Source organism: Arthrobacter woluwensis (genome assembly GCF_900105345.1).
Taxonomy (GTDB): Bacteria; Actinomycetota; Actinomycetes; order Actinomycetales; family Micrococcaceae; genus Arthrobacter_E; species Arthrobacter_E woluwensis.
In genome coordinates, this window is sequence record NZ_FNSN01000003.1 from 641,900 (window position 1) to 656,178 (window position 14,279).

The following is a 14,279-nucleotide window of genomic DNA, read 5'->3' on the forward strand; positions in this document are numbered from 1 at the left end:
GCCGCGGGTCAGGCCCTCAGCAGCACCTCGCCGTTCGGCATGACGAGCCAGCCGTCACTCGTCTCGCCCCAGCGGTGCCAGCCCGCGGCGATCCGCTCCAGGCCGGTCTGCGTGGCATAGCCGTAGGACAGGGCCTGCTCCCCGAGGGAGGAGTGCACGACGCGCTCCGCCCAGACGCGGGCCAGCCAGCGGCGCTGCTGGGCGGTGGCGTACGTCCAGTTGCTGCTGCTCGGGGCCACGTCGGTGAAACCGGCCTCCTGGGCCCAGGACACCAGGTGCCGTCCGCCGTCCGGTTCGGCCTGATTGTGCCGGGCCACCTTCTGGTACATCTCCATCCACTCGTCCAGCTCCGGGATCTCCGGGTACCAGAAGATGCCGTGGAAATCGGCGTCCCGCACGGCCACGAGGCCGCCGGGCTTGGCCACACGGCGCATCTCCCGCAGGGCGGCCACGGGATCCGTGAGGTGCTGGAGCACCTGATGGGCGTGGACCACGTCGAAGGTGTCATCGGGGAAGTCCAGCGCGTAGATGTTGCCGGAGACGAAGGCGACGTTCTCCACGCCACGGGTACGGGCGAGCTCCGCGGCCTGTTCGACCACCTCCGGCGCGCGGTCCAGTCCGGTGACCACGGCGGGGGCGACCAGCTCGGCGAAGTCGCACGTGATGCTGCCGGGGCCGCATCCGACGTCGAGCATCGTCACGCCCGGGGTGAGGTGCTCCAGAAGGTAGCCTGCGCACTCGCGCGCGGTCCTGCTGGCATGGGCCCGGACCACGGAGGCGTGGTGGCCGTGAGTGTAGACGTCGTCCTGTTCCTGCGCGCTCATGCAGACACCGTACTCCCGGGGGTGACGAGGGGGAATGGGTGTCCGGTGGAAGGAATTCCGGAAGCGATTGGCTATGTGGTCATGGGTGCCCTATGATGCATTGCCGTGACGTCCCACCAGGCGTCCACTAGGCGAGGAGAGGCAGGCCACACATGGCAACCGACTACGATGCAGTGCGCTCCGATGTTGCGGAGATCCAGAACGAGTCCCTTGAGGCGCTGAAGACCGTCAACTCGGGCGATGCCCGCAGCGTGGTGCGTGAGCTCGACGAGGCGGACACCTCTGATGGTGTGGATGTCCCTGATGTGGACCTCAGCAATGAGGAACTCACCGTGGTGGTCATCCCGGAGCGCGCGGATGAGTTCACCTGCGCCTCCTGTTTCCTGGTCCGGCACCGCTCGCAGATCGCACGAGAGAAGAATGGCCTCGTGTACTGCGTCGAGTGCGAAGGCTGATCGACTTTCAAGCGCCCGTGCCGGTTTCCGGCGCGGGCGCTTTTGTTTGGCCAGGAACCGCGGATGACCTCCGGACGCACGACGACGGGACGCTCCGATGACTGACACCCCGGCCGCGCTGCTGCGCGCCTCCGCCGTGGGAGCCCAGGTGGGCGAGCGCTGGCTCGTGCGGCCGACCACCTTCACCGTACGGCCCGGGGAGATCGTGGCCCTCACGGGGCCCAACGGTTCCGGCAAGACCACGCTGCTGCGGCTGGCCCTGGGCCGCCTCGCCCCCACGACGGGGACCCTCGACCGCCGGGTGGACCTGGGGGACGGCGCCCGTGGCATCGCCGCCATGACCGGCCCGCCGCCGTTCTACGCCCGCCTGACCATCGCGGAACACCTGGACCTCGTGGAGACCTCCTGGGCCGGCGCGGGCGGCATGGCGCTGCCCCTCGACGAGGTGCTCGAAGCCCTGGACCTGGCCCGGCTGGCCGATCAGTATCCGGATGAGCTGTCCTCGGGGGAGCGCCAGGGGATCGGGCTCGTGATGGCGTTCGCCCGCCCCGCCGCGCTGCTCGTCCTGGACGAACCCGAACAGCGTCTGGATGCCCGGCGCCGTCAGGTCATCGCCGAGCTGATGCTGCGCCGCCGGGACCTCGGGGCCGGCGTCCTGCTGGCCACGCACGACCCGCGTCTGGTGGACCTGCTGGGCGCCCACGAGGTGGTGCTGGCCCGCGAGCAGGACGGAAGCACGTGGGCGGACGACGAGTCCGGTGGCGAACCTGGTGACGAGCCCGGCTTCGACTCCGGCGACGGAGCGCCGTGAGCGCATCACCCGGACCCGACGCATCCCGCGACCCGGACACATCGCCCGGCCCCGCCTCTCCAGGCCCGGCGGGCCGCCGGCAGCTTCAGGCGGTGCGAGTGCTGCTCCGCGGCACGTCCGAGGACGGCCGCTGGTACCCCTGGTATCTGGCAGCGCTGCTCCTGGGGCTCGTGATCGGACCGGGTGTCTGGTCGGTGGTGCTCGTGCTGGCCGGGCCGGTCGCCCCGCTCTCTTCGGCCGGAGTGCTCGGCCTCGTCGCAGGCCTGGAAGCGCTCCTCGTCCTGGCCGCCGTGGCGACCCCCGCCTACCTCGGCCCGGCGTGGAGTTCCGCCGAGGAGCTCCACTATCTGGCCGCGGGGCCGTTCGGCGTCCGGGCCACGCTCGGCGCTCGCACGCGGCTCATCCAGGGGTGCGCGGTGCTCTTCGCGCTGGTCCTCGCCGCGTTGCCCGTCCTGGCCTGGTGGCAGGGGAACGGCGAAGCCCCTGGACTTCCGGGCATCCTCGGGACGGCGCTCGGAGTCGGACTGATCGGCGGGATCGCTTCGGCCGTGCTGGCGTCCCGCAAGCAGCGAGGTCCGACCGGCCTGACGATCCCGCGACTTGAGGATCTGACCGCCGCGCGGGATGTCGCGCTCGCCGGACTCATGACGGGGGACAACCGATCTCTCGCCGCCGGGATCCCGCGGCGCGGGCCACGCCGGACAGGGCGCACGTTTCCGGTGGGCCTGCTCGTGCGATCGATCGCCATCGACCTCCGCTATCTCCGGCAGGACCCGTGGGGCGTGGGGCTCGCGCTCGTGCTCCTGGTTGGCGGCGCGGTGGCCCTGGCTCGGGTGGGGGCGACTCCGGCGATGCTCGCGGTGGTGCTGCTGCTCGCGCAGGCCGCCATGACCCGGCTGAGCGGCGCCCTCGGCGACGTCGCGGACACCGTGGGGTTCGACGTCGTCGTGCCGCAGCCGCTGCCGGCCCGGCTCCTGGCCCACGCGGCGCTGCCGTTGATCGTCCTGCTGGCAGCCGTCGCGGCGCCGGTCCTGGCCGTCGATCCCTCGCGCCTGGCACCCGCCCTCCTGGTGACGGCCTGCGCCGCGCTGATCCGGTTCGCGAGTCTGGGAGCGGCGGGCCTGCCCGCCCAGTACCTCACGCCGGTCAGCACCCCGGTGGGTGACACGACCGCCGTGTTCATGGTGCTGTGGCTGCTCAGGCCCGTGATTCCGGCGGTGTGGCTGCTCTGGGCGGGAACGCGGTTCCCGTCGGGCACGGTGCTCGGCGTGCTGGCGGCAGGCCTCGGGCTGCTGGCAGTCCTCCGGTTCGCCGGGCTCGCCTCCCGCCGCTGACGGGCGCCCCACTCAGGAGAGCCGGCCCGTCCCGGTCCCCGTCCATCGACTGCTCCGACAAGGTCGTTTTGAGGGCACAGAACGACCACTTCGCAGCAATCGATGTGCGAAGGCTGTCGGTGGACGGGCGGACGATCAGCCCCGGCCGGGATCCTGCCCGTCGTTCACCGCGGCGGTGACGCGCGCGACGAACAGCGCGAACGCGTCCAGCCAGCCGCGCAGGAACTCTGCGGTGCCCTCGTTGGTGACGGTGGCGTCGTCGTCGATCAGGCCGGGCGTGAAGTGGATGTACGCCTCCGGGCTCGCGAGCTCGGGGGAGTTCACGAACGAGAGGATGCTCCGCAGGTGCTGCTGCGCCACCGCCGTGGAGATGTTGCCCGGCGAGGCGCCCGTGACCGCCGAGGGCTTCTTCGCGAAGGAGTTGCTGCCATAGGGGCGGGAGGCCCAGTCGATGGCGTTCTTGAGTGAGCCGGGGATGGATCGGTTGTACTCCGGGGTGACGAAGATGAGAGCGTCGGAGGCCTCGATCCGCGCCTTGAACTCGCGGGCGACGGGCGGGAAGGTCTTGTCGTAATCCTGGCTGTAGAGCGGGAGGTCCTTGAGGGGGATCTCCTCGAGCTGCAGCTGCTCCGGCGCCAGTTTCTCGAGCGCCTTGGCGAGTTTCCGGTTGATCGAGGTGGATGACAGCGAACCCACCAGAACGCCGACTTTGAACGTCATGTCATGTCCTTTCAGAACGATTCACGGCTGAATCCCCCTCTGCCACGCTAGGCCCGGATCGGCGTCCTGGTCCAGAGGCGCTGCGGCCTGGAAGTGATCCCTCGTGCCGCACGCGGTCCGGACGTACGCTTGGAAGACGTGGGCTCTGCCCGGGCCCACTCCGGACCCTCGAGAGGATGCCCCATGTCCAGCATCACCAATTGCCTCTGGTTCGACGGCCAGGCGGAGGAAGCCGCCGAGTTCTACGTCTCCGTGTTCCCCGATTCCTCCGTGACCGCGGTGTCCCGCTACGGTGAGGGCGCCCCGTTCCCGGCCGGGACCGCGCTGACCGTCGAGTTCCAGCTCAACGGGACCCCGTACCAGGGCCTGAACGGCGGCCCGCATTACACCTTCAACGAAGCCATCTCCTTCTCCATCAGTTGCGCCGACCAGGCCGAAGTCGACTACTACTGGGACAAGCTCACGGCCGACGGCGGCTCCGAGGGCCAGTGCGGCTGGCTCAAGGACAAGTTCGGCGTCTCCTGGCAGGTGGTGCCGGAGGCGCTCGGCTCGATCATGTCCCGCGACGACGCCGCGGGCGTGGGCCGCGCCATGCAGGCCTTCATGGGGATGCAGAAGTTCGACATCGCGGCGCTCGAAGCCGCCTACCGGGGGGAGTGACCGTCATGCCCGCTCTGAAGAACTGCATCTGGCTCGACGGCACCGCCGAGGAGGCCGCGGACTTCTACGTCTCGGTCTTCCCGAATTCCGCCCGTGGCATCACCACCCGCGTGCTGGAGGGCTCACCCTTCCCCGCGCCGTTCCCGCCCGGCACCGCGCTCACGGTGGACTTCACCCTGGACGGCGCGGCCTTCCAGACTCTCAACGGCGGCCCGATGTTCAGCCCGAGCGAAGGGGTCTCCTTCGTCATCATCACGAAGGACCAGGAGGAGACGGACTACTACTGGGACGCCCTCACCGCCGACGGCGGCCTGGAACAGCCGTGCGGCTGGCTCAAGGACCGGTTCGGGGTGTCCTGGCAGGTGGTCCCCGCCGAAGTGGACGACATGACCGCGTCCACGGACACCGCGGCGTCCCTGCGCGCCATGAACGCCCTGATCACGATGACCAGGATCGATCTCGCGGCGATGCAGGCGGCGTACCGCGGAGACTGACCCTGCCGGTGGCCGCGATCCGCCGTTAGGGTGGCGACATGCGGATCATCACCCGGATCGTCACTCCCGCCGTGGCCGTGGCACTGCTGGCCTCCCTGGCGTCCTGCACGACACCGCCGGCCGCGGCACCTGCGGCGGCCCCGTCCTGCGCGGTCCCTCCGCGGCCACTCGGGGCCGGGGAGGGCGTGGCGTTCGGGGTGAACCTCGATTGGGGGCATCAGCAGCTCGCCGACTACGCGAAGAACCTGGGGCACGCCCTCTCTGTGGCGGTCTCCTTCTCCGGGTTCCCGTTCACGGACACGGACCGCAAGAACATCGAGGGTGCGGCCGACCAGGTGCGTGAGCAGGGCGGCACCCTCCTGCTCACGCTGGAACCCCACGCGGGGCTCGCCGCCGCTTCGGCCCCGGCCGCCGTCAAAGACCTGGCGGAGCTGCTCCGGGGGATCAACACCTCGGGGGTGCCCGTGATCGTCCGTTTCGGGCAGGAGATGAACGGGTCCTGGTATGAGTGGGGTGAGCAGCCCAGCGCCTACGTGGCGGCGTTTCGGAAGGTCGCCGAGGCGGTGCGTTCGACCCCTTCGAGCGCCACTCTCTGGGCGCCGAACTATGGGGGAGGCTACCCATTCGTGGGAGGCCGCTTCCAGGTGAAGAAGGGATCCAAGGACTTCGCCGCGCTGGACACCAACCGCGACGGCGTCGTCGACGGCAAGGACGACCCCTACGCGCCGTACTATCCGGGCGATGCCTCGGTGGACTGGGTCGGGATGTCCCTGTACCACTGGGGCAACCGCTATCCGTGGGGCGCCAACGTGGTGCCCGAACCGCAGAAGTTCATCCAGCAGCTCACCGGCACGTACAAAGGCGCCGGTGGTGACGACCTCGCCGTGCCGGACTTCTACGCCGAGTACGGGGCCCGGCGCGGCAAGCCCGTGGCCATCGCCGAAACCGCCGCGCTCGTCAACACCAGTGGCGACACGTCCAAGGCGCTCACCATCAAACGGTCCTGGTGGGAGCAGGTGTTCAGCGACGAGGTCCGCGCCCGCTTCCCGCGGCTCAAGATGATCAACTGGTTCGAGTGGGACAAGTACGAAACCGAGATCAAAGCCCATGTCGACTGGACCGCCACCAAGGATCCTGCGGTCCGTGAGGCGTTCGCCTCGTCCCTGCCGGCCTGGCTCAGCTACGGCTCCGGGCACTCCTGCCGCTAGAACCACCGTGACCCTGCCGCCGTCGTCGTGCACGGCTGCGCCTCCCGGCGCGCACCGGGAGGCGCAGCCCGGCGTCAGGCGCCGAAGATCGTCCCGATGATCCCCAAGATCCCCAGGATGGTCATCACGACGACGGTGAGCCAGCCGAGAGTGTTGCTGAGGCGGCCGTTGACCTGGTCTCCCATGAGTTTCCTGTCCCGGGCGATGAGCATCGTGATGATCAGGAAGGGCGCCGCGGCGATCGCGTTGATGGTCGCCGAAAGGACCAGAAGCTGGATCGGGTTGCTGAAGATGAGGCTCAGGACCGTGCCCACCACCGCGCCGACGAGGACGAGGGTGTAGAACACGGGGGCCTTGCGGGGCGAGGAATCGAGATCCCAGTTCTTGTTCAGCAGGCCGGACAGGCCGGCTGCGCCGGAGGCGGCGAGCACGGGGATGGCGAGGATGCCGGAGCCGATGAACCCGAGGGCGAAGAGCAGTTTCGCGAAGGGGCCCGCGATGGGCTCCAGGGCCTTGGCGGCGTCGTCCGCCGACCCGATCTCGGTGCCGCTCTGTCCGAGGGTCGCCGCTGTGGCCACGATGATCGCGAACATGATCAGGACCGAGAACGCCATGCCGGTGAAGACGTCGACGCGGGCGAGGCGCTTCTTGTTCTTCGTGTCCTGTGGTCCGCGCTCGTTCAGCCCGGCGGCGTCGCCATCCGAGGATTCGGCCTTGAGGTCCTCCACGCGGTGGGCGCTCTGCCAGAAGAACAGGTAGGGCGAGATGGTGGTGCCGAAGATGGCCGCGATCAGGGCCCAATAGCTGAGATCCCAGTGCAGGCGGGTGGCGAGGAGCCCGTGGAGGATCTCACCCCAGTCCGCGTGGACCGTGAAGAGGACGGCGACGTACGCGAACAGGGCGAGGCACAGCCACTTGAAGAGGCGCTCGATGGTGGCGAACGACCCTTTGGCGAGAGTGAACGCGATGCCCGCCCCCGCGATCAGATTCCAGAGGAACGCTGGGCCGGCGCCCAGCATCTCCATGCCTTTGCCGACGGCGAGGGTGTCCGCGGCAAGGTTCACGACGTTCGCGATGATGAGCGCGATGAGCAGAATGGCGATGAGCAGGCGGAGTCTGCTGGAGAATTTCTCCCGGGCCAGGGCGCCGAGGGACTTCCCTGTGGCGAGGGCCGTGCGGTCGCAGATCTCCTGCACTGCCATCATGAGCGGCAGGGTGGCGGGCACGGTCCACAGGGCCGAGGCCTGGTAGGTGGCGCCTGCCTGCGCGTAAGTGGCGATGCCCGAAGGGTCGTCGTCGGAGGCTCCGGAGATCAGACCAGGGCCGAGTGCTTTGAGGTACTTTTTCGCGCCGTGCGGTTCGTCCGCTTGGTCCGCGCGGTCGGGTTCATGTCCGGGAGTGTCCGCGGCCACGGTGTCCTCCTGTGGATGCTGTGCGCGCCCCGGCGGCCGAGCCGGATGAGGGCGCGCGGGATCAGGGCGGGGGGCTGACGGCGTCGACCGGGTCGACGCCGTCAGCCGGCGAAGCCGGACGGCTACGCGGCGTGCTGCAGGGAGGGCGTGAGGCCGGCGCTGTCGACGCGGCGCACCGGGCGCTCCTGCGGTGCGGCATGGCACCACTTCCTGAAGGGGGCGAGATCTTCGGCCATGGAACGGGACGTGATCTGGACGTTCATGCGGCGGCGCTTCGCGTCCCGGGCCGCTGCCAGGTAGAACGCGCGCCGTTCCCAGGGCGAGCGGAGACCGGTGGCGCGGCAGAGGAAGAACCGCAGCGTGGTTCCTTCGATGCGGTACCTGACGACGCCCTGGATGATTCCGTCCCGGTAGATCTCGTACTGGTTCTGGACCGGGTTGTCCACGATGTTCTGGGTCTTGCTGACGATTCGCATGCTCTCTCCTTGTGACGGGGGTGAGGCGAGTTGCCTGCTCGGTGTGGAGGATGTCACGGCGCCGTTCCTGCTCATGCACCGGTTGATTAAAAACCTAGTTCCTCGAACTATCTATATGCAAGAGGGTGTTTCAAGTCAGGAGCTCCCCTCGGCCGTTTCCAGAAAAGTAGGGGGTTGGATCGGCCGGATCACGCTTCTACAGTGGAAAGTGAGTTTGCTAGTTCGTTTACCGAATTTTCCAGACGGGGAGGTCTCGCCTATGGCTCTGGAAGTGATCAATCGGAGCTGGCTCGAGGGCGGGCGTGAAGACCACGTCCTGAACTCCCTGCATCTGCTCCGGGAGTTCCGTGAGGTCGAAACCGGCGCCCGGGAATCCTTGCTTGCGGATCTGAACATCAACAACAACGACCTGGAAGCGCTGCGTTTCGTCGTGGACGAGTCGGTGGAGCGCGACGTCACGCCCAAGATGCTCGGAGCTCACCTGGGCATCACGTCCGCGTCGACGTCGGCCCTGGCGGAGCGTCTGATCTCAGCCGGGTATCTCACCCGTGAGGTCGCGAAACACGACCGCCGCGGGCGGGTCCTGCACGCCACTGAGGACGCTCGGACCATGCTCGATTCGGGCCTGCAGCGCCAGGTCAGCGCCTTGCTCTCCGCGGCCGGCGCCTTCACCGACGAGGAGCTGGCCACGGTCGAACGGTACCTGGGAGCCCTCATCGCGGCGCTCGCCGAGTTCGACCCGCGCCCGAGGCGCGGTGCGGCGGACTGAGGGTGCGCCCACGGGCTGAGGCTGGCGCGGTCCCGACACCGGCGTCGTCAGGTCCCTTCTTCTCTCCGCACCGGTCACGGTGGGATGATTCAAGGGGGTACACGGCATGGCGCCCGGACGGATCGGACGTCCCGGGCCAGGTGAGCGGAGACGCGGATGCGCACGTTCGGAGTCGAGGAGGAACTGCTGATCGTCTCGGCGGACAGCGGGTGGCCGCTGCCTCTCGCCCGCGCCGTTCTCGACGCCGCGGCGCGCTCCGGCCCTGGCTCATGTCCGGGGCCCGCCCTCACGACGGAATTCAAGCAGGAGCAGATCGAGGTCAACACCCGGCCCTGCGAGACGGCGGAGGACCTGCGGGCCGAGATCGTCGCCGGCCGTTCTCTGGCGGATGACGCGGCCCGGACCGTCGGCGCACGGATCGCCGCCTCGGGAACCCCGCCGCTGATGCACACGACACCGACGGAAGGCGACCAAAGGTATTCCACGCTGTCCCGGCGGTTCGGCATGGTCGCACGCGAACAGATCACCTGCGGTTTCCACGTGCACGTCTCCGTGGATTCGCGGGACGAGGGTGTCGCGGTCCTGGACCGGATCAGACCATGGCTCCCGGTGCTCCTCGCCCTCAGCGCGAACTCACCCTTTTGGAACGGCGAGGACACGGGCTTCGCCAGCTACCGCACCCAGATCTGGAGCCGCTGGCCGTCGGCGGGGCCCGCAGAGCTCTTCGGCACTGCGGCCGGATACGACGCGACCATCGCCCGGCTGATCCGCACCGGCGTGCTGCTGGACGAGGGCATGGTGTACTTCGACGCACGGCTCTGCCGGCACCAGCCCACCGTGGAGGTGCGGATCGCCGATATCTGCCTCCGAGCCGACGACGCCGTGGTGCTCGCCGCAGCCGTCCGGGCGCTCATCGAGACCGCGGCGGCGGAGTGGCGGGCGGGTGTCCCCGCTCCGGCCGTCCGGACGGACACGCTGCGGCTGGCTGACTGGCAGGCGAGCCGTTTCGGACTCCGGGGGGAACTGCTCGACGCGGCCACCGGCGATCCTCGCCCCGCATTCGCCGTCGTCGAGGACTTCACGGCTCACCTCGAAGCGGCGCTCGACGGCGCCGGCGACCTGCCGCTGGTCCGCGACGGGATCGCGCGGATCCTCGAGCGTGGCTCGGGTGAGCGCCTGCAGCGCCAGGCTTTTGGCGGTGGGCTCGCCTCCGACGTCGTCGCGGCGATCGTGGAAGCGACCCATGCTCACGCCCGACGTCCCGAACCTGAGCCGTTCGACTGAACGCCTGCCGGGCGCGGGCTCGTTCTCGCCATCAGCCGCGAGCGGCGGGGTCGGCCCCGACATCTCAGCCCCGAGGATCAGTCCTCAACGATCCTTGGGCGCCGGAGGGCGATAGAAGATCGCGAGCTGGCCTACTGCGCCGACGACTCCGAGGAGCACCGCGATGAGCAGGCCCGCCCAGCCGCAGAGGAGGCCTGCGATCCCGGTGCCGGTGAACACGTGGTCCACGCTGAGCCGCCCGGCGCCGAGCGTCGCCACGGTCACCGCCGTCGCGCCGAGGACCAGGTTGTACTCCCATCCGTCCTTGGTCGCGAAGAACCCGTGCCGGTGGACCGTCCAGAACGCGACGACCATCAGGGCGACATACGCGGCTCCGGCAAGCGGGGTGAAGAGCCCGAGGGCGAGCGCGATCCCGGCAGCCGTCTCGGTCGACGCGGCCATGATCGCGTTGAACCTGCCCGGTTTCATCCCGATGCTGTCGAACCAGGCGGCGACCTGCCCGATCCCGCCCTTGCCGAAGAACTTCTGGAAACCGTGGGCGGCCATCGTGATTCCCACGACGAGGCGCAGGAAGAGGATTCCCACATCGAGTGCGGTGCTGTCGGCGATCATGGACACAACGTACCGCAGGCGGGGTCCGCAGTGTCTGGAGGGCGCGGGTCCGTGCGGTCACTCACCCGCCAGGGGCTGAACCCGTGCGGTCGCGGCGAACACTGGACACCCCGCCTCACGCCGTCGCGCGCTCCCGCCACCAGGCCACGGTCGCCCGGGCGGCTTCGTCCAGCGGGGTCGGGCCGAACCCGAGCAGTTTTTCGCTCGCGCTTGAATCCATCACGAACGGCGCCGTGAACTGGTACTCCAGCTCGTTCAGCTCCCGGATGGACTGCATCACCAGGCCCAGCCCCTTCATGAGCCGGCGGGGCAGCACCGCGACTTTCGCGGACGGGGCGCCGGCCTCCGTCGCGAAGGCCTCCGCCATCTCGCGCTGCGTCAGAGCGGGTCCCGTCGGAGCGTGCAGCACGCGGTCCCAGAGGGATTCGTCCCGGGCGGCGGCGATCATGGCGGCCGCGTAGTCGGGCACGTAGGTGAAGGAGTGCGGCTGGTCCGCCGACCCCACGACGCGCACCGTCTTCCCCGCCAGCACGAGCGGGACCATGCGCTCGCCGGCGTGGGCGTTGAGCGCCTGCGGGCCGAAGTAGTCGCTCGCCACGATGCTCACGGTGTGAGCGGGGTGGGCCGCCCGGGCCGCGAGCAGTTCGGTGCGCACCCCGCGCTTTCCGCCGCGGGCCTGGCGCGGGCTGTCCTCGCGCATGATGCGGTCCGGCTCGCTGTACGAATACAGGCTTTCGGGGAACACGACGACGGCCCCCGCCCCCGCGGCGGCATCCAGCACCGTGCGCTCGGCCTGCGGCAGTTCGGCGCGCCAGGCCTGCTCCGTGTAGGCGCTGCCGTGCATGCAGTGGAAGACGGCCCGCACGCCGTCGAGCTCCCGGGCGAGAGCTGTCGGGTCCCCGGCGTCGCCCCGGACGCGGTCGATGAGCGGATGGTCCGGGCCGGAGCCGGAGCGGGTGAGCAGGCGGACCCGCTCGCCCTGCTCGGCGAGCTGGGAGGCCACGGTCCAGCCGATGGGGCCGGCGCCGATGACGAGGTGGGTGCTGGGGTTCTGGGACATGGTGTTCTCCTGGGGTGGAAGTGAAATCGAGAGCACTGCTCTCTGAATCCAGAATGGGGCCATGCCTGACGGAAGTCAAGAGCGCTGCTCTCAAAAGTTGACGCTGCTCTCGGAATCGGACAGCATGGGTCCATGCCGGACACTTCAGCCCCTCGCGCCGACCGCACCCCCGGGCCCCGTGAGCGTGCCCGTGCCCGCACCATCGCGGACATCGTGAGTCTCGGGCGGAAGCATCTCGCCGAGCAGGGCGCCGCGGCGCTGTCCTTACGAGCCGTGGCGCGTGACCTCGGCGTCGTCTCCTCGGCCGTGTACCGCTATGTCGAGAGCCGGGACGAACTGCTGACGCTCCTGCTGATCGACGCCTACAACGAACTGGGCGACGCCGTCGACGCGGCCGTGAGTCAGGTGCCGGACGACGACTTCCACGAGCGGTTCCTGACCCTCGCGCAGACGGTCCGCCGCTGGGCCGTGGCGGAGCCTGCCTGTTACGCGCTCTTGTTCGGCAGCCCTGTGCCGGGGTATCAGGCGCCGGGGGAGCGGACCATCGAGCCCGGGACGCGCGTCGTGCTCCGGCTGGTCGGGATCCTCGACGCGGCCCACCGCGCCGGTGCGCTGCGGGATCCGGGGGAGCCCGGCGTCGTGTCCGACGTCCTGGCCGGCAACTTGGCCGCAGTGCGCAACGAACTCGGGCTGGAACTGCCGGACGAGCTGCTCGCCCGGGGCGTCCTGGTCTGGACGTCAGTGTTCGGGGCGGTCAGCTTCGAGGTCTTCGGCCAGTACGGCCCGGACACCTTCCCCGCCCGGGAGGAGCTCTTCGCGCATCAGATGCGGACGCTGGCCGACGTCGTCGGGCTGTAGTGCGGCCACGACCTCTTCGATCCAGGCCCAGAGGTCCGGTTCGGCGGTCAGCAAGGGTGCGGCCGAGTAGACGAGCACGGTTCCGTCGGCGATTTCGAGGTCCCGCGCGTGCCGCGTCACGAGGTCCAGGCGTGGTCCGGTGAGAACGGCTGCGGCCTCCGCGGTGCGCTCCGCCGGCGCCCACAGCCTGAACGCCGTGCCATCCGCGCTGGGCAGGGTGGATGCCGCGAACGACGACGGCGGCAGGATCAGGTGCCGCCGCAGGATGCCACGTGCTCGCGCGGGTTCGAGGACGAGCGGTGGGAGCGGCCCGCCCGTTGTGATCGCCAGGTAGCCGCCGTCGAAGATGCGGGTGCGCCGGCCCCGGCCAAGGACGAATCGGTAATTGCCCACTTCCACGGGCCGGCGGGCGGTCCAGCGCAGAGCCTCGGTGGCGCTCTGTTGAGTGCCTGGTCCGAAGATTTGTGCGTTCCGGTGCCCAGATTTCTTCTGGGTGCCGCAATATCCGCACCCGAAGGAAATCTGGGCACCGGAATCGCGGGCCGCCCATCGCCAAACAATCGTCATGCTAGTTTGGATCGTTTGGCCGCCGCACCCGGCGGCCTCCTGAATTTCAGAGCGGGGCCCTGTGCCGGCGGGTCCTGGCGGGTCTCCGGCCCGGCCCCTCGGAAGGGCATGAGCAGATGATGGACCAGCAGGGGCGTTCGCCCGAAGACCATACCGCCGGCAGCACGCCGCGCCGCGCCGTCGTGCGGGGAGCGGCCTGGAGCATTCCGGTGATCGCCGCCGCCGTGGCGGCGCCGTACGCGGCCGCGAGTGGCGCGGGCATCGACGCCGCGGCGTGGGCCGAGGCCGACTTCATCGACGGCGGCCTCCGCACCCGTCTCAGCGGTGGGGTGATGGCCGGGCCGGCCTCCGGTGGGGAGATCCCGGCGGGCGTGCTCCTCACGCTCACCATGGACGTCACCCTGGTGCGGGAGAACACCATCCCGGTGGTCGGCGTCGTCGTCGACCCGCGGCTCAAGCTCACCTCCACCGTGCCCCAGACGATCACCAGCACCGAGGTGTTCACGCTGACCGCGACGACGGTCGCGCCGCTCGCGGTGGGCGCTCCGCCCGCCACGGTGGTCCTCACGGCGGGCCCGTCCACCGCGCTGAACGCGGCCCACGTCGTGGCCCTGATCGCCAACGTCCCCGGGGACACGGACCCCTCCAACGACGCCGCCGAAGAGGGCGTCGGTCTCGCCTGAGCTCCCGCTGTCAACCCGAATCCTGTTCGCTCACAGCGAACTTGAGCGAAGC

The 14,279-nt window shown here is 69.7% G+C and carries 17 protein-coding genes; 10 read left to right on the forward strand and 7 right to left on the reverse strand.

From position 1 onward, the window contains the following. Positions 1 to 8 precede the first annotated feature (8 nt). A complete protein-coding gene (locus BLV63_RS03555; protein ID WP_066216140.1) occupies positions 9 to 824 on the reverse strand; it encodes a class I SAM-dependent methyltransferase in 816 nt (271 codons plus the stop codon). 152 nt (positions 825 to 976) lie between these two features. On the opposite strand from BLV63_RS03555, the gene BLV63_RS03560 reads away from it, so the two are divergent. The 3 genes from BLV63_RS03560 to BLV63_RS03570 all read left to right on the forward strand — a co-directional run bounded on the left by BLV63_RS03560 (position 977) and on the right by BLV63_RS03570 (position 3,424). Further along, a complete protein-coding gene (locus BLV63_RS03560; RefSeq protein ID WP_066216141.1) occupies positions 977 to 1,279 on the forward strand; it encodes a DUF4193 domain-containing protein in 303 nt (100 codons plus the stop codon). A 97-nt stretch (positions 1,280 to 1,376) separates the two neighbouring features. After that, positions 1,377 to 2,090, forward strand: coding sequence for an ABC transporter ATP-binding protein (locus tag BLV63_RS03565; RefSeq protein WP_066216143.1), 714 nt, complete (start codon positions 1,377 to 1,379; stop codon positions 2,088 to 2,090). Continuing rightward, positions 2,087 to 3,424, forward strand: coding sequence for a GumC domain-containing protein (locus tag BLV63_RS03570; protein ID WP_139244635.1), 1,338 nt, complete (start codon positions 2,087 to 2,089; stop codon positions 3,422 to 3,424). The genes BLV63_RS03565 and BLV63_RS03570 overlap by 4 nt, the downstream gene beginning before the upstream one ends. Before the next feature lie 135 nt (positions 3,425 to 3,559). Here the strand turns inward: BLV63_RS03570 and BLV63_RS03575 are convergent, their stop codons facing one another. Beyond that, positions 3,560 to 4,144, reverse strand: coding sequence for an NADPH-dependent FMN reductase (locus BLV63_RS03575; protein WP_066216148.1), 585 nt, complete (start codon positions 4,142 to 4,144; stop codon positions 3,560 to 3,562). A gap of 183 nt (positions 4,145 to 4,327) precedes the next feature. On the opposite strand from BLV63_RS03575, the gene BLV63_RS03580 reads away from it, so the two are divergent. Genes BLV63_RS03580 through BLV63_RS03590 form a run of 3 tightly spaced genes read left to right on the forward strand, consistent with a single transcriptional unit; the run spans position 4,328 to position 6,506 of the window. Further along, positions 4,328 to 4,804 (forward strand): VOC family protein, encoded by a 477-nt coding sequence (locus tag BLV63_RS03580; protein ID WP_066216150.1) that lies wholly within the window; start codon positions 4,328 to 4,330, stop codon positions 4,802 to 4,804. 5 nt (positions 4,805 to 4,809) lie between these two features. Next, the gene (locus tag BLV63_RS03585; protein ID WP_066216155.1) at positions 4,810 to 5,298 is read left to right on the forward strand and encodes a VOC family protein; all 489 of its coding nucleotides are present in this window, start codon (positions 4,810 to 4,812) and stop codon (positions 5,296 to 5,298) included. Between the two features lie 38 nt (positions 5,299 to 5,336). Further along, on the forward strand, positions 5,337 to 6,506 hold the full coding sequence (locus tag BLV63_RS03590; protein ID WP_074783985.1) for a glycoside hydrolase family 26 protein: 1,170 nt from the start codon (positions 5,337 to 5,339) through the stop codon (positions 6,504 to 6,506). A 74-nt stretch (positions 6,507 to 6,580) separates the two neighbouring features. On the opposite strand, the gene BLV63_RS03595 is transcribed toward BLV63_RS03590, so the two are convergent. Together BLV63_RS03595 and BLV63_RS18605 are read right to left on the reverse strand one after the other, a co-directional pair. Next, a complete protein-coding gene (locus BLV63_RS03595) occupies positions 6,581 to 7,918 on the reverse strand; it encodes an Nramp family divalent metal transporter (protein WP_066216156.1) in 1,338 nt (445 codons plus the stop codon). A gap of 122 nt (positions 7,919 to 8,040) precedes the next feature. Then, entirely contained in the window at positions 8,041 to 8,394 is a 354-nt protein-coding gene (locus BLV63_RS18605; RefSeq protein ID WP_066216158.1) for a hypothetical protein, read from the reverse strand. A gap of 259 nt (positions 8,395 to 8,653) precedes the next feature. Between BLV63_RS18605 and BLV63_RS18610 the strand changes: the two genes are divergently transcribed. Both BLV63_RS18610 and BLV63_RS03610 read left to right on the forward strand, forming a co-directional pair. Beyond that, positions 8,654 to 9,163, forward strand: a complete 510-nt coding sequence (locus BLV63_RS18610; RefSeq protein WP_066216160.1) for a MarR family winged helix-turn-helix transcriptional regulator — start codon at positions 8,654 to 8,656, stop codon at positions 9,161 to 9,163. A 156-nt stretch (positions 9,164 to 9,319) separates the two neighbouring features. Further along, on the forward strand, positions 9,320 to 10,447 hold the full coding sequence (locus BLV63_RS03610) for a glutamate--cysteine ligase (protein WP_066216162.1): 1,128 nt from the start codon (positions 9,320 to 9,322) through the stop codon (positions 10,445 to 10,447). An 84-nt stretch (positions 10,448 to 10,531) separates the two neighbouring features. Here the strand turns inward: BLV63_RS03610 and BLV63_RS03615 are convergent, their stop codons facing one another. Together BLV63_RS03615 and BLV63_RS03620 are read right to left on the reverse strand one after the other, a co-directional pair. Next, complete coding sequence (locus BLV63_RS03615; protein ID WP_066216164.1) at positions 10,532 to 11,059, reverse strand: DoxX family protein; 528 nt, start codon at positions 11,057 to 11,059, stop codon at positions 10,532 to 10,534. Between the two features lie 115 nt (positions 11,060 to 11,174). Continuing rightward, positions 11,175 to 12,119, reverse strand: a complete 945-nt coding sequence (locus BLV63_RS03620; protein WP_066216166.1) for an NAD-dependent epimerase/dehydratase family protein — start codon at positions 12,117 to 12,119, stop codon at positions 11,175 to 11,177. A 132-nt stretch (positions 12,120 to 12,251) separates the two neighbouring features. On the opposite strand from BLV63_RS03620, the gene BLV63_RS03625 reads away from it, so the two are divergent. Next, positions 12,252 to 12,977 (forward strand): TetR/AcrR family transcriptional regulator, encoded by a 726-nt coding sequence (locus tag BLV63_RS03625; RefSeq protein WP_066216168.1) that lies wholly within the window; start codon positions 12,252 to 12,254, stop codon positions 12,975 to 12,977. Here the strand turns inward: BLV63_RS03625 and BLV63_RS18270 are convergent. After that, the gene (locus BLV63_RS18270; protein WP_139244636.1) at positions 12,858 to 13,544 is read right to left on the reverse strand and encodes a hypothetical protein; all 687 of its coding nucleotides are present in this window, start codon (positions 13,542 to 13,544) and stop codon (positions 12,858 to 12,860) included. The genes BLV63_RS03625 and BLV63_RS18270 overlap by 120 nt on opposite strands. A 116-nt stretch (positions 13,545 to 13,660) precedes the next feature. On the opposite strand from BLV63_RS18270, the gene BLV63_RS03630 reads away from it, so the two are divergent. After that, positions 13,661 to 14,227: a hypothetical protein gene (locus BLV63_RS03630; RefSeq protein ID WP_066216170.1), complete on the forward strand. Its 567-nt coding sequence runs from the start codon at positions 13,661 to 13,663 to the stop codon at positions 14,225 to 14,227. The last annotated feature ends 52 nt before the right edge of the window (positions 14,228 to 14,279 follow it).

Excerpts from the sequence above, each read along its gene's own strand:
- BLV63_RS03555 (WP_066216140.1), bottom strand. The coding sequence starts at position 824 with ATGAGCGCGCAGGAACAGGACGACGTCTACACTCACGGCCACCACGCC.
- BLV63_RS03560 (WP_066216141.1), top strand. The coding sequence starts at position 977 with ATGGCAACCGACTACGATGCAGTGCGCTCCGATGTTGCGGAGATCCAG.
- BLV63_RS03565 (WP_066216143.1), top strand. The coding sequence starts at position 1,377 with ATGACTGACACCCCGGCCGCGCTGCTGCGCGCCTCCGCCGTGGGAGCC.
- BLV63_RS03575 (WP_066216148.1), bottom strand. The coding sequence starts at position 4,144 with ATGACGTTCAAAGTCGGCGTTCTGGTGGGTTCGCTGTCATCCACCTCG.
- BLV63_RS03580 (WP_066216150.1), top strand. The coding sequence starts at position 4,328 with ATGTCCAGCATCACCAATTGCCTCTGGTTCGACGGCCAGGCGGAGGAA.
- BLV63_RS03585 (WP_066216155.1), top strand. The coding sequence starts at position 4,810 with ATGCCCGCTCTGAAGAACTGCATCTGGCTCGACGGCACCGCCGAGGAG.
- BLV63_RS03590 (WP_074783985.1), top strand. The coding sequence starts at position 5,337 with ATGCGGATCATCACCCGGATCGTCACTCCCGCCGTGGCCGTGGCACTG.
- BLV63_RS18605 (WP_066216158.1), bottom strand. The coding sequence starts at position 8,394 with ATGCGAATCGTCAGCAAGACCCAGAACATCGTGGACAACCCGGTCCAG.
- BLV63_RS18610 (WP_066216160.1), top strand. The coding sequence starts at position 8,654 with ATGGCTCTGGAAGTGATCAATCGGAGCTGGCTCGAGGGCGGGCGTGAA.
- BLV63_RS03610 (WP_066216162.1), top strand. The coding sequence starts at position 9,320 with ATGCGCACGTTCGGAGTCGAGGAGGAACTGCTGATCGTCTCGGCGGAC.
- BLV63_RS03615 (WP_066216164.1), bottom strand. The coding sequence starts at position 11,059 with ATGATCGCCGACAGCACCGCACTCGATGTGGGAATCCTCTTCCTGCGC.
- BLV63_RS03620 (WP_066216166.1), bottom strand. The coding sequence starts at position 12,119 with ATGTCCCAGAACCCCAGCACCCACCTCGTCATCGGCGCCGGCCCCATC.
- BLV63_RS03625 (WP_066216168.1), top strand. The coding sequence starts at position 12,252 with ATGCCGGACACTTCAGCCCCTCGCGCCGACCGCACCCCCGGGCCCCGT.
- BLV63_RS18270 (WP_139244636.1), bottom strand. The coding sequence starts at position 13,544 with ATGACGATTGTTTGGCGATGGGCGGCCCGCGATTCCGGTGCCCAGATT.
- BLV63_RS03630 (WP_066216170.1), top strand. The coding sequence starts at position 13,661 with ATGATGGACCAGCAGGGGCGTTCGCCCGAAGACCATACCGCCGGCAGC.